This is a genomic window from Rufibacter roseus, assembly GCF_001647285.1.
GTDB lineage: Bacteria > Bacteroidota > Bacteroidia > Cytophagales > Hymenobacteraceae > Nibribacter > Nibribacter roseus.
Genome location: NZ_LRML01000002.1, coordinates 251843 through 265297, shown reverse-complemented (window position 1 = coordinate 265297; position 13455 = coordinate 251843). Strand labels below are relative to the sequence as shown.

General features: G+C 45.9%; 11 protein-coding genes. 3 read left to right on the top strand and 8 right to left on the bottom strand.

Translation table 11 applies throughout. From position 1 onward, the window contains the following. Positions 1–270: 270 nt before the first annotated feature. From abc-f to A8O23_RS03035, 4 genes are all read right to left on the bottom strand, one after another. Positions 271–2205: a ribosomal protection-like ABC-F family protein gene (abc-f, locus tag A8O23_RS03045; protein ID WP_066616351.1), complete on the bottom strand. Its 1935-nt coding sequence runs from the start codon at positions 2203–2205 to the stop codon at positions 271–273. A gap of 109 nt (positions 2206–2314) precedes the next feature. Continuing rightward, complete coding sequence (locus A8O23_RS03040) at positions 2315–2671, bottom strand: SxtJ family membrane protein (protein WP_066616342.1); 357 nt, start codon at positions 2669–2671, stop codon at positions 2315–2317. 3 nt (positions 2672–2674) lie between these two features. Then, on the bottom strand, positions 2675–2818 hold the full coding sequence (locus A8O23_RS21680; RefSeq protein ID WP_192849030.1) for a DUF5989 family protein: 144 nt from the start codon (positions 2816–2818) through the stop codon (positions 2675–2677). A 10-nt stretch (positions 2819–2828) separates the two neighbouring features. Beyond that, positions 2829–4631 carry a carbamoyltransferase family protein gene (locus tag A8O23_RS03035; protein ID WP_066616340.1) on the bottom strand — a complete coding sequence of 601 codons (1803 nt, stop codon included), beginning with the start codon at positions 4629–4631 and terminating at the stop codon, positions 2829–2831. 49 nt (positions 4632–4680) lie between these two features. On the opposite strand from A8O23_RS03035, the gene A8O23_RS03030 reads away from it, so the two are divergent. Both A8O23_RS03030 and A8O23_RS03025 read left to right on the top strand, forming a co-directional pair. Next, a complete protein-coding gene (locus tag A8O23_RS03030) occupies positions 4681–5841 on the top strand; it encodes an SGNH/GDSL hydrolase family protein (RefSeq protein ID WP_066616338.1) in 1161 nt (386 codons plus the stop codon). Positions 5842–6112: 271 nt separating this feature from the next. Further along, a complete protein-coding gene (locus tag A8O23_RS03025; protein WP_066616335.1) occupies positions 6113–6688 on the top strand; it encodes a 2'-5' RNA ligase family protein in 576 nt (191 codons plus the stop codon). 3 nt (positions 6689–6691) lie between these two features. On the opposite strand, the gene A8O23_RS03020 is transcribed toward A8O23_RS03025, so the two are convergent. The 4 genes from A8O23_RS03020 to hslV all read right to left on the bottom strand — a co-directional run bounded on the left by A8O23_RS03020 (position 6692) and on the right by hslV (position 10929). Further along, positions 6692–8161 carry a pyridoxal phosphate-dependent decarboxylase family protein gene (locus tag A8O23_RS03020; RefSeq protein ID WP_153042058.1) on the bottom strand — a complete coding sequence of 490 codons (1470 nt, stop codon included), beginning with the start codon at positions 8159–8161 and terminating at the stop codon, positions 6692–6694. Between the two features lie 201 nt (positions 8162–8362). Further along, positions 8363–8956, bottom strand: a complete 594-nt coding sequence (locus A8O23_RS03015; protein WP_066616332.1) for a DUF4136 domain-containing protein — start codon at positions 8954–8956, stop codon at positions 8363–8365. A 361-nt stretch (positions 8957–9317) separates the two neighbouring features. After that, positions 9318–10289, bottom strand: a complete 972-nt coding sequence (locus tag A8O23_RS03010; protein WP_066616329.1) for a deoxyhypusine synthase family protein — start codon at positions 10287–10289, stop codon at positions 9318–9320. A 100-nt stretch (positions 10290–10389) separates the two neighbouring features. Continuing rightward, on the bottom strand, positions 10390–10929 hold the full coding sequence (hslV, locus tag A8O23_RS03005) for an ATP-dependent protease subunit HslV (RefSeq protein ID WP_066616325.1): 540 nt from the start codon (positions 10927–10929) through the stop codon (positions 10390–10392). A gap of 288 nt (positions 10930–11217) precedes the next feature. Between hslV and nagB the strand changes: the two genes are divergently transcribed. Beyond that, complete coding sequence (gene nagB / locus A8O23_RS03000; protein ID WP_066616322.1) at positions 11218–13140, top strand: glucosamine-6-phosphate deaminase; 1923 nt, start codon at positions 11218–11220, stop codon at positions 13138–13140. The last annotated feature ends 315 nt before the right edge of the window (positions 13141–13455 follow it).

The following is a 13455-nucleotide window of genomic DNA, read 5'->3' as shown; positions in this document are numbered from 1 at the left end:
TGGCGCAAGCGTCCACTCGTGTCCGCAGGTATTGAGAAATACAATTTATTCTCCCGCCGTTGTTGCGTGTTTTCACCAACAACCAGAACCGCGGTTGCCCTATTACCCTACATTTAGAATGCGTGCGGACACAAGCGGATGCTTGCGCCATTGAGTTGCCATGAGTTTCTAACGTATTTAACAAATTAGCCGTTTTCGGCCTATTTTCCAGAAAATAGGCCGAAAACGCAAAACCTCACTAGACAACCAAGTCCAGTGAGGTTTGTTCAGCTATTTCAGCTGGTTTTCTAATTCGTCTACCTGCTCCATCAGTTGTTCCCATGCTGCCTGTTCTTTGTCCAGTTGGGCTTTCACTTTATTGAATTGCTGGGTGGCCTCGTGCAGGGCATTTGGATCGGCGTAGGTGCTGGGAAGGGCTAATTTGTTTTCGCAGTTTTTTAATTTCACTTCCAGTTCATTTACCAAACCCTCTACCTGCTTCAGCTTTTGGTTCGCTTTTTTCAACTCCTGCTTCAGCTCCTGCTGCTGGCTTGGCGTTGGCTTTGGTTTGGCCTGTGCTTTAGCTGCGGCGCTTGCCTGTTGCTGCTGACCTGAACGCTTGGCGTCTTTCTCGCGCTGCTCCATCCAATATTCATACTCGTGGTAGGTGCCAGGATATTCTTTCAGCTCGTGGTTCTCAATGTACCAGATTTTGTTCGCCACACTCTCCACGAAATAACGGTCGTGGGAGATGACTACAAACGTACCCTCGTATTGCTCCAGTGCTTGAATTAGAATATTCACACTCTGCATGTCCAGGTGGTTGGTGGGTTCATCTAGTAGCAGGAAGTTGGCCTCTGAGATTAGAGTTTTAGCCAGAGCCACACGGCTTTTCTCTCCTCCAGAAAGGACTTTGATTTTCTTGAACACAGTATCGCCGGTGAACAGGAAGGAGCCTAGCACGCCGCGCAATTCCATTTCGGTACGTTTGCTGCCGGCCTGCACCATCTCCTGCAGAATCTCGTTCTCCACGTTCAGACTCTCCAGCTGGTGTTGCGCATAGAATGCCATGATGACGTTGTGGCCCAGCTGGCGGTCACCTTTAATGGGTTCATCACCGGCAATGATGCGCATGAGCGTAGATTTACCTTTTCCGTTGGCACCTATAAGAGCGATTTTATCTCCACGTTCAATGTTCACGTGCGTGTTCTGGAAGATGAGTTTGTCGCCGTAGCTCTTACTCATGTTCTCCAGGCGCAGAATGTTGCGGCCCGGCTGCACATTGAACTGGAACTTGAAATTGACCACGGGAGCATCAGCGGCCACATCTTCAATGCGGTCCATTTTCTCCAGCGCCTTCATACGGCTCTGGGCCTGTTTGGCTTTGGTAGCTTTGGCCTTGAAACGGGCGATGAACTGCTCGGCTTGCTTTATTTGCTGCTGCTGGTTCTCGTAAGCACCTTTTTGTATCTCGTTCCGTAGCTCTTTTTCCTCCAGATAGAAGCTGTAGTTACCTGCGTACACGTTCAGCTTCTGCCCAGACACCTCTACGGTGGTATTGGTGGTTTTATCCAGAAACTCTCTATCGTGAGAAACTATCACCAGCGCGCCTTCATACGCACTCAGGTAGGTTTCTATCCATTTGATGGAGGGTAAGTCCAAGTGGTTGGTAGGCTCATCTAGGAGCAGGAGGGAAGGCTTCTGCAGTAATATCTTGGCCAGCATCACCCGCATGCGCCACCCTCCGGAGAAAGTTTTCAGGGGCTGCTGTAATTCTTCAGTAGTGAAGCCTAAGCCTTCTAAAATTTCCTCGGCCTTTACCTGAATGTTGTAGCCATCCAGCGCCTCAAACTGCTCCTGTAGTTTGGCTAGTTTGTCAATGTGCTCGTCCTGGTAATTGGTTTCCATCTCGTGCAGCACCTCGTCTATCTGCTTTTGCAGCTGTAGGGCCTCCTCAAACGCCTGCATAGCCACTTTCAAGATGCTCTCATGGGTGTCATAAGAAAGCAAATCCTGGTTCAGGAAACCCAATGTAGTGTCGCGGCTCATTTGAATGCTGCCGCCATCTGGTTTGTATTCGCCCACGAGCAAGCGCAACAAGGTTGACTTTCCGGTTCCGTTCAAGCCCACCAAGCCTATTTTGTCTTTGGGCTTGATGTGCAGGTTGGCGTCTTCGTACAGGGTGCGGCTCCCGAAATGGAACGTGAGGTTATTTATGGAAATCATGGAGTAAAGCTTCTGAAACCGCAAAGGTACGCAAATTAAAGAAACCTTACTCTGGCCACCAGATGCTGGGGAGACTGGACGTTTTAGACCTGTTTTTCGGAAAACAACCCTAAAACGGGTTTTCGAAATCTGAGGCGGAGAAGGTGTGGTGACGAGGAGTGAAATTGGTATTTTCTTTGGGTTTTTCTTTATTGAAGAGCCGGTAAATCCAAGCCAGGGGCGTTAGTACCACAAAGAAGATGAGGGCCAGCAGTATTTTGGTGTTGATGATTCCTAATAGGTGCAGCAGGCGCATCCATTGCCTGAGTAGCCACGGAATAGGAGGGACCGAAAATAGACCCAGTAATAATACTGCCGCCGAGCTAATGACCAACTCCCTAATAGGAAACCACAGCAGGTACAGTATCAGCAGCAGCAGGCTGAGGGAGGCAGTGGCCTCTAATGTTTGTCTTCTGGAAGATTGCATCAATTAAAAGAGAGCGTATATAAATGAGGCCGCCGGTCCACCTACTACTACCATCAGGCCCAAAAGAAACAAAAGCAGAATAATAGGCGTGAGCCACCACTTCTTCCGTGCCCGTAGGTACCGCCACAGCTCTTTAAATGAGTTCATTTCTTCTATTCTAAGGTTTGGTCAGTACAAAGTTACCTAATACAAGCAAATCTATTTGGGTGCTCAAAAAACAACGCAGGGCATCAGACGGGGAGGCCACAATGGGTTCTTCATTCACATTGAAACTGGTATTGATAAGTACTGGGCAGCCTGTTTTAGCTTCAAATGACTTTAACAGCTGGTAAAAGCGACTGTTCGTCTCTTCTGTTACCGTTTGAACTCTAGCCGAGAAATCAGCGTGGGTAACGGCGGGTAAACTGCTCTTGGTTGTTTTTAGCTTAATAGTGATGTCAGCCTCGGCAAAATTTGGAACTACCGCACTTCTATGCTCCGGCTTTACGAGGCAGGTAGTGGTCATATAGGGTGAGGGGCGTTCGCTTTCAAAGTATCGGCTTTTACTTTCCTGAGGTACCGCTGGGGCAAAGGGGCGGAAATCTTCACGCATTTTGGTCTTGAGGTTGAGCACCGACTGCATCTCCAGATTTCTAGGGTCTGCTAAAATGCTGCGGTTGCCCAAGGCTCTGGGGCCCCACTCCATTCGGCCTTGGAACCAGCCTACTACTTTCCCCTCAACCAGATGATCAGCTACGGCAGAAGTAAGTTGGCTGAACTCAGGAAAATACTGGTAGGGCAGGCCGCTTCTCCGCACGACCCGCTCCAGCTCCTGTTCTGAGAACGATGGCCCCAAGTAGGAGCCGTGTAAGGCATCATAACCATTGGTGAGCAGACGAGGTTTTTGTAGGTACAGGTGGTAAAAAGCCAAGGCTGCTCCCATAGCACCACCGGCATCTCCGCTGGCAGGTTGGGTATAGATGTGGTCAAAGAGACCTAAGTTTTCTAATTTGCCCGTGGCCACACAATTCAATGCAACTCCGCCGGCCAAACATAAATTGCGGCTGTTGGTGAGTTCTTTAGCCGTCTTTGCCATTCTAATGACCACTTCTTCAGTAAACTGTTGAATAGCCAAGGCTAAGTCTGCGTGGTGCTGAGCAATAGGCTCTGAAGTTTGACGGGTTCCAAAGCCCCATAACTGCTGCCACTTCCGCTCCTTAATCATCTTCAGACTGGTGGAGTACTGGAAGTAATCTTGGTTTAGCGAAAGAGAACCGTCGGGGTAAAGGGTAACTAATTCCTTTTCAAGCTTCTGCCGCAATGTAGCCGCCTGTTCCGGTCTGCCGTAGGGGGCAAGTCCCATCAGTTTATATTCGCCACTGTTTACTCTGAAACCTAAAAAATAGGTGAAGGCCGTGTACAGAAGTCCTACACTGTCGGGATATTTCATTTCAGAAAGCGTGGCAATTTGGGTACCTTTCCCATGATGTATGCCAGCGGTAGCCCATTCGCCCACTCCGTCTATAGTAAGAATGGCAGCCTCTTCAAAGGCAGTAGGGTAAAAGGCGCTGGCGGCGTGGGAGAGATGGTGTTCAGAAAAGTAGAGCGGACACTCAACATCAGCGTCTATTTCTTTTAGAGCTTTTTGTAAGGTGGTTCTTAGAAATAGCTTGTCTTTTAGCCAAATGGGCATAGAAGCCTGAAATGAGGTGAAGCCACGGGGGGCATGGTGGTAATACGTCTCCAGCAGTCGCTCAAACTTGAGCATGGGTTTATCATAGAAGACTACTGCCTTTACCTGAGCTAAAGAAATTCCTGCCTCAGAGAGACAGTAGCGGATGACCTGCTCTGGAAATGCCTCGTCAAACTTTTTCCGGCTGAATCGCTCTTCCTGGGCTGCCGCAATGATTTTTCCTTCACCCACCAGACACGCTGCTGAATCATGGTAGTAAGCGGAAATACCCAGTACAAAATCGGTCATGCGCTAAATTCTCTGAATTTTTTGAAATTGCAGCTGTAATATAGAGTTTATGATCAACAAATGGGTGCGAGGGTTTCAATTCGTGGCAGTGCAGTTTCTGGTGCTGGTTCTGTTGCTGCTGTTGCTCAATGGGTTGCTGTCTGTGTTTTACCAGTACAAAGACCGTCAGCTAAAGCAAACCAACCCCATTGCCCAAAAGTACGGCTACGAGGCGCTTCAGAAAGTCTACCCCGGCTATTCTAAAGAGGAGCTTGATGAGTTGCTTACTGAAACCTGGACACGGAAGCAGCAATATGAGAGTTTCACAGGCTTCAAAGAGGCGCCGTTTAAGGGTAAATACTTAAACGTGCACGTTGCCGGGTTTCGCATAGGTCTGAATCAAGGCCCTTGGCCGCTAGATACTCAGTTGGTAAACGTTTTCATGTTCGGCGGTTCAACAACCTTCGGCTATGGTGTGGCAGATTCTGAAACCCTGCCTTCTAAGTTACAGAAGTCGTTGCAACAGGTGAATAAGAAGGTGAGGGTCTACAACTTTGGCAGGGGGTTTTATTATTCAGAGCAGGAGCGAGCACTTTTTCAAAAGCTGCTTTTAGAAGGAGCTAAGCCTGATGTGGTAGTTTTTGTGGATGGGCTGAATGAATATTTCCAGCCAGAACCAGAGTTTACAGAGGAGACTAAATTGCTGTTTGAGCAAAAGCCAAGCACCTTGTTTTCTTACTGGCTGCAAAACCTGTCTTTGTCCCGCATGGTACAGTCATTTAGATACCGGTTGTTGGGTGTTTCGCCGGAGTCAGAAGAAGAAGTTAACATTAGTTGCGAGGCAACAGATGTAAATACTATACATGAACGGTATTGGCTGAACCAGCAGATGATTGCTGCGGTGGCTAATCAACTGAATATACCGGTGTATTTTGTGTGGCAGCCAATTTCCTGTTATGGCTATTCACCGAAAGAACCTATATTCATGACTGAAGCTGAAAGGCAGAACTGTTATCCTGATTGTGGTTATGAGCAGATGCGACAGATTTGGCAGAAGAAGGGGGAAGGGAAGAATTTGATCTGGCTGGCCGACATACAGCAGAACCGTGAGGAGTATCTTTATGTAGATAAAGTGCATTACACCGCTGCTTTTCACGCAGTCTTAGCCGATAGTTTAGCTGTGGAACTGCTGAAGCGTGAGCCTAAATTGACTGAAAACTCTTCTTTGTAGTGAAGAAAAACAGTTGGCGTTTCATTCAGCTTTTCTGAAAGTGGATTAGAAACAGATTTTGATTTACTTACAATTGTGTACTTTTTTCAGCTCTAAAAACCAGATTATTTTTTTAGAAGTGCTGAGTTAGTTTCTATAGTAGAACAATTCATTTTATAGTTTTCTATATGGGTTGGTACTTAACTATAGCTTAAAATAATCGTTTCAAAGGAAAGTTGTTTTTGCCCTGTTTTTTGAAAATTGGCACCAAAACACATTTAAACCCCTTAATATGGTTGCTATTGTCTCTTTGTTAGATGCCGAGTACTCAGACAAGGTGAACAGTCTGATTTATGAGCTTGAACGGGAGTTTGGGTTGAAAGGGGTACAAGCAACTCCATATCCGCACATCACCTGGCTTACTGCTAACGACGGGAGCATAGACGAAATTAAGGCAGCGCTGGGACAAGCAGCAGGGATTTGCTGCCGTTTCATGGTTAGAACTACTGGATTGGGTGTTTTCCCAGGAGTAAATCCTGTTTTGTATATTCCTGTTCTGCGCACTTATGCACTTAACAGATTTCACCATCAGTTGCACAATGCCATCAGTAACATCAGTCAAGAAACAGGGGCTTACTATCACCCTGAGTTTTGGATGCCGCACCTTTCTTTAGCCTTAGGTGACACTACACCAGAACTGGTAGCGCAGGCGATGCTTTACCTGAATAGAGAGAGCTATTGCTGGCAAATGGAGCTAACTAATCTAACACTGCTCACCAAGAATGGGGACCACTATTTGAAAGACGGAGAGTTTCCACTCCTTGATTCGCGGGAGCCGTCAGCCCTAAAGCTATCTTCCCTTAAGTAAAGCTTAGGCCTGCCAGTTTGCTTCCAATTCAGCGGCTTTTTCCTGTAAAATTTGTAAGGCTAAATCCAGTGTTTCCTTATGGGTTCTGAAGGAAAGAATAGCAAATCGAAGCATGAAGCTGTCTTGCAATTTAGTAGAAGACAAAAATACCCTTCCGTCTTGCTGTACTGCCAAACTTAATTTTTGGTTAAAAGTATTTATATCTGCTCCTGAAGAAGGAATCACCCGAAACACTACCACTGATAATTCGGGCTCTACGGGCACTTCCACATTAGGCATGTGGCACAGCCGTTGGTACACATACTGAGCCAACAGTAGTTTTTCTTCTAAGGCACTACGGAAAGGCGCCACCCCGTGCAACTTCAGGGGTAACCAAAGCCTAAGGCCACGGAAGTGTTTGGTCAGCTCCGGAGACAAGTCAGCTGGGGAGGCTTCTTCAGTGGCACTGAGCGTGTCTTGCATATAATTGGCCTGGTAGTGGTGCGTCTGCGCCATCTGCGCCTTGTTTTTTATTAGTACTGCCCCAAGACCAAAGGGTACAAATAATCCTTTGTGCGGGTCCAGCACTACTGAGTCTGCCTGCTCAATGCCTGAGAGTTTCTCTTTGCCAGAAGGAGCTAGCGCGAAAAATCCGCCGTAGGCAGCATCCACGTGGTACCATAGCCCATGCTTTTTGGCAATGGAACTTAAAGCAAGAAGAGGGTCAATGGCACCTACATCAGTGGTGCCGGCGGTGGCAATTAAGAGCCAAGGCCGTAAGCCAGCTTTTTGATCAGCTGTAATGGCATGCTCTAGAGCTTCAGGTTGCAACCGGTATTGAGCATCCATGGGCAAGATCCGCACAGGGCATTCACCTAAACCTGCTATCCGTAACGCCTTCTCCAGGCAATGGTGCGCCTGTGCAGACATATAAACAACTGAATCTGGAATCTGGCGAGCCTTTACACCCATGGCATCGCGGGCGGTAGCCAATGCAATGAGAGTAGCAATGCTACCCCCTGAGGCAAGATTTCCAGCCGCATCCTCAGGAAAGCCTATTATTCCCGCCATCCAACGCAACAGCATGTTCTCCATTCGAACAGCTCCGGGTGCTGAGTAGAACAGTCCGGCATATTTATTCGTCACCGCTGCCAAGTAATCACCTAAGCCAGAGTAATAAAGTCCGCCGCCCGGAATATAACCCATGTGCCGAGGAGAGGCAGGATTCAAACCTGGTGTGTCTACATTATCGTTTAGAAGTTGCAGTGCCTCCTGAATTGATATAGAATTCTCAGAAATTGGACTGTCCAACATCTTAATTCCCTTGTCTGGGGTAACAACAAAGGAAGGTCGTTGAGGTAATTGGGAGAGGAATGTTTGAACATATTGTTCCACTTCTGACTGTACTTGCTGCCTTTGAAATAGATCTGGCTCAAGTACGCTTGCCTGCTGTTCTAATAAGTTAAGAAGGGAATCAATTTCATTTAGGGACATTAGAGGTTCTTTAAGTGCTAAGATACAAAAGCAGCATGTATAAAAGTAAAGAAGATTATAGGTATGTGCTATAAGAGAATTTGGTTTTGTGCAGTTAAGCAGTAATTAAAATAAAAACAGCGTTACCTCATATTTAAATATGGCAACGCTGTTCTTAAAGAAGAATGAGAGGAAATACAATTATTAATGCTTTCTGAGTTCTTAATTTGCGTGAGATGTTTCCCGTAGATACCCTTTGCGGAACACTCTGTATTGATCAAAAATTGTTCTGACAGCTCTGTTCAGGTACGCGGTATTTTCTGATGACCGGTCGGCTAACACACCTGAGGTATAACCTTGCCACACGGCATTCTGCTTTTTATGATCTAGAAGCGTCACCAGTAAAGTACCTTGGCTCATGTACATTTTCACAGGACGGTAGGGTTCGTGCTCCTCAGACGGTTCCTCATTTTTAGTAAGCCAAATGTCAAATTCCTCTTGCTCATAACCTTTCATTTTAAGGTCATTGTAATAGAGGTAGTAACTCACTAGAAGATCTGGCTTCTTTTCAGAGTATTCGTACCCCTGAATCTCCAGCCTTTCCCTTATGAATTTCTTAAGGACCTGATATTGTTGTATGGTAGCACTGTCTTCTGCAGAAGCATGGGTAATGAAGTTAAAGGTTTTATACTTATGGAAGGCTCCCTTATAGCTATAATCTGATCCAAATTTACGGTTGCCAAACCCCAAGCAGCTGCTGAGGCCACAAGCCATTAGCAAAATTGCCAGCTTGAATAATGTGTAGCTTTTCTTCATCTTTTTGATCCTCATTAAGAACTTGTGTTTCCGTTACTTACGATGCCTTGATGAATTAAGGTTTTATTTTTTTATTAGAATCTTATAATGTTTTTCTTAAATTTTTAATACATATTAAAGGTAGTAGTTTTTAACATAATCTACTGAAAATGTGATAATTATTTTTAATGGCAGGTAAAACGGTATATAGAGTATCAATTCATGATTTTAGAAGCCATCATGGCTATAGCTTAAGTGGCTATGAGATGCTCTGCCAACTTTTAGTACCAGTCGATTAATAGAGATTTTATAGGTATAGGCAAAAAAAAAGCGGGACGTTTAAGCCCCGCTTTTTGAAATATATGCCTAAAACGGCTTTGTATTAATAATCAAGTACTATGGCGAATACAAGTGGTGCCACAATAGTAGCATCTGATTCTATCACAAACTTTGGGGTATCTATTCCTAACTTACCCCATGTGATCTTCTCATTAGGCACTGCACCTGAATAAGAACCGTAACTGGTGGTAGAGTCAGAGATTTGAGCAAAGTATCCCCATAGTGGAACACCTGTGCGTTGTAAGTCTTGATGCAGCATAGGAACCACACAAATAGGGAAGTCACCGGCAATACCACCGCCAATCTGAAAGAATCCAATGGTAGACTCTTCAGTAGCAGTTTGGGTATACCACTCAGCCAGCTCCATCATGTACTGAATACCAGTTCTCATGGTATGAACATTTTTGATATCACCGCTGATCACGTGGCCAGTATAAATGTTACCTAAAGTAGAATCTTCCCAGCCCGGAACGAAGATAGGCAGGTTCTTTTTAGCTGCTTCCAACATCCAGCTGTTTTTAGGGTCAATCTGGTAATATTGCTCCAAATCACCTGATAACAAGATCTGGTAGAAGAACTGGTGCGGGAAATATGCCTCACCGGCCTGATCAGCCTTTTGCCAATACTTCAACACTGTGTGCTCCAATCGTCGCATAGCCTCTTCCTCTGGAATACAGGTATCGGTAACGCGGTTCAGGTGTCGGTCTAACAGGTCTTGCTCGTCCTGCGGAGTAAGGTCCCGGTAGTTCGGGATACGCTCATAAAAATCGTGGGCCACTAAGTTGAAGATATCTTCTTCCAAGTTGGCACCTGTACAGGTAATGGCCTGCACTTTGTCCTGACGGATCATTTCAGCCAAGATGATTCCTAATTCGGCGGTACTCATGGCGCCAGCCAAGGTAATCATCATTTTGCCGCCATTGTTCAAGTGTGTTTTATAGCCCTCAGCTGCGTCTACTAAGGCTGCGGCATTAAAATGCTTGTAATGGTCTTTCAGGAACTGCGTTACTTTCATTCTGTTTCTTCTAGTTTTATTATGCTTGTTAAAAATAGCTTCAGAACCTGTAGGTTTATCCTTTTTTGAGGTTCAAAAAGCAAACACTATCACTACCGTCTTAGTTCGGTTTTTCTATTATAAGATTATGGTTGGTGTAGATACAGATATCGGCGGCGATGGTAAGGGCTTCGCGTACCATTTCTTCAGCCGTTAGATGTGGAGCGTGCTTTTTCAGTGCCAGGGCTGCGGCCTGGGCATAGGTGCTACCTGAACCGATAGCGGCAATCTGGTGGTCTGGTTCCAGAACATCGCCGGTGCCAGAAATAATCAGGAGTTCCTCTTTGTTAGCTACTACCATCATTGCCTCCAGCTTGCGCAGGTACTGGTCTTTGCGCCAGTCTTTGGCCAGTTCAATGGCGGCTCGCTTCATGTTGTTGCTGTAGGCGTTCAACTTTTCCTCAAAGCGTTCCAGCAGGGTAAAGGCATCGGCGGTAGAACCAGCAAAACCAGTTACTATTTTACCATCTTGCAGCTTTCTAACCTTGCGTACGTTGCTCTTGGCAATATATTTATCCATAGTAGCCTGACCATCAGCGCCAAGTGCGACCTCGCCATTGTGGTAAATGCCAACTACGGTTGTAGATCTTATTTTCACCATTTCTTTTTCCTTTTAAAACCACACTTACTAATGTAAGGTTGTGGTGCGAAGCTACGACAAACTTTTTTAAAGGAGAAACCGCGTAGCAATGGACGGGAAAGCCCGTCTCATTTTATATGATTTAACTAACTATATAGTATTTCTGTAGAGTAAGCAAAAAGAAATAAAAATAGAAGAAAGCTTCTGACTTAGTAAAAAAAATGAAAAAGTTTCATCCTTACCCTTTGACCATTCACTAGACTTTTTACCTTTGCAGATTCCACGTGTGCAAAAACCTGAAACCCTACTATGAGCCGTTTAAACCTGCTAGAAGAAACCCGTTTTGAGAAACTCCCAGTAACCGTTTATCCAGATCAGCATATTGCCTCTAAAACTGTGTCCCGCAGAATTGCGGAACTGATCAAAGCCAAACAAGCCAAAGGCGAGAAAACCGTATTAGGTTTGGCCACTGGAGCTACTCCTGTAGGAGTTTATGCCGAGTTAGTGCGCCTGCACAAAGAAGAGGGGCTGAGCTTCCGGGATGTGGTCACGTTCAATCTGGACGAGTATTACCCTATGCAGCCAACCGCCAAGCAGAGCTATGTGACGTTCATGAATGAGAACCTGTTTGATCATATAGACATAGAGCGGGCTAACATTAATATTCCAGATGGTACTCTGCCATTAGAAGAAATTCCTGCGTTCTGCTTAGAATACGAGCGGAAGATAGAAGAACTAGGTGGCTTAGATTTGCAAGTGCTGGGTATTGGTCGTACTGGTCACATAGGTTTTAACGAACCGGGTTCTGCGCCTAACTCAGGTACTCGCTTAGTTACTTTAGATGACCTTACCCGCCGTGATGCCTCACGTGATTTCGGTGGTAAAGAGAATGTGCCCACGAAGGCCATCACCATGGGTATCGGAACCATCTTCAAAGCCCGTGAAATCGTTTTGATGGCATGGAACGGCAAGAAAGCTTCCATCATAAAGAAAGCGGTAGAAGGCGAGATTTCAGGGGAAGTTCCGGCTACATACCTGCAGTTGTCTGACAACGTAGAATTTGTGTTGGATCAGGATGCAGCATCTGAACTTACCCGATTTGACACGCCTTGGTTGACCAGAGACTGCGTGTGGGACGAACAACTGACGAAGAAAGCAGTTATTTGGCTTTCTTGTGAGGTAGAGAAACCAATTCTGAAGCTTACTGAAGAAGACTATAACAGCCACGGCATGGCGCAGTTAGCCGTAGACCGTGGGCCTGTGTACAACATCAATATTGATATTTTTAATAAACTTCAGCAAACCATTACGGGTTGGCCCGGTGGTAAACCTAACGCTGATGATTCACGCCGTCCTGAGCGTGCAGAGCCTGCTAAAAAGCGGTCTATTGTTTTCTCCCCGCACCCTGATGATGACGTAATCTCTATGGGTGGTACCTTCATTCGGTTAGTAGATCAGGGGCATGATGTACATGTGGCGTACCAAACCTCCGGAAACACTGCTGTTTGGGATGATGACGTATTGCGCTACATGGAGTTTGCTATTGATTTCAAAGCTAGTATTGGCGATGACAACAGCAAATTGAAGGGTATTTATGAGAATATGCGTTCATTTATTGAGCAGAAGCAGCCCAATGAAGTGGATACCCCTGAAATTCAAAATGTAAAAGCCTTTATCAGAAAAAGCGAGGCAATTGCAGGCGCACGCTATGCTGGACTTGAAGATGATCATATCCATTTCCAGGCTTTGCCTTTCTATGAGAGCGGTAAGACAAAGAAGAATCCGGTAACTGACAGAGACATTGAGCTGACCATGCAGTTGCTACAGAGCATTAAACCACATCAGGTGTTTGCCGCCGGTGACTTTGAAGATCCCCATGGTACTCACATCGTGTGTTTTAATATCATTGTTGAGGCGCTGAGAAGGCTGCGCGATGCCGGGGAATCTTGGGTAGCCGATTGCTGGCTGTGGATGTACCGCGGAGCCTGGCACGAGTTTGAGACTCATGAAATTGAAATGGCTGTACCGCTTTCTCCTCAGGAAGTAGAGCGGAAGAAAAATGCCATTTTCAAGCACCAAAGCCAAAAAGACCGTCCTGTGTTCCCAGGCGACGACGAACGTGAGTTCTGGGTACGTGCCCAAGAGCGTAACCGCGATACCGCCCGCCGCTACGACAAACTTGGCTTGGCTGATTATGAAGCCATGGAGGCCTTTGTACGTTTCAAATACTAATAGAAAGCCTAAAGATAAAAAAGCCGCTTCAGGAAACTGGAGCGGCTTTTTTTATGAATTTTCTTTTCGTTTTTGGCCTAATTTCTGGAAAAGAGGCCAAAAACGCCAACACAAAAGATCTCGCAGTGTCTTCAAGACCTGCGAGTGTCTGTGCCAATAGCCTCTGCAGAAATTTTTTAATCTTCTGACACAGCAACGCCATTCGAGAGATTAGCTATCTGGCGGTGCGAAGCGTGCTGATGCAAACTCAACTCACAGCAAAATAACAACCTGTTTTGAAATGCGATGGAGACGAGGCAGTGCCTAGTCTCTACA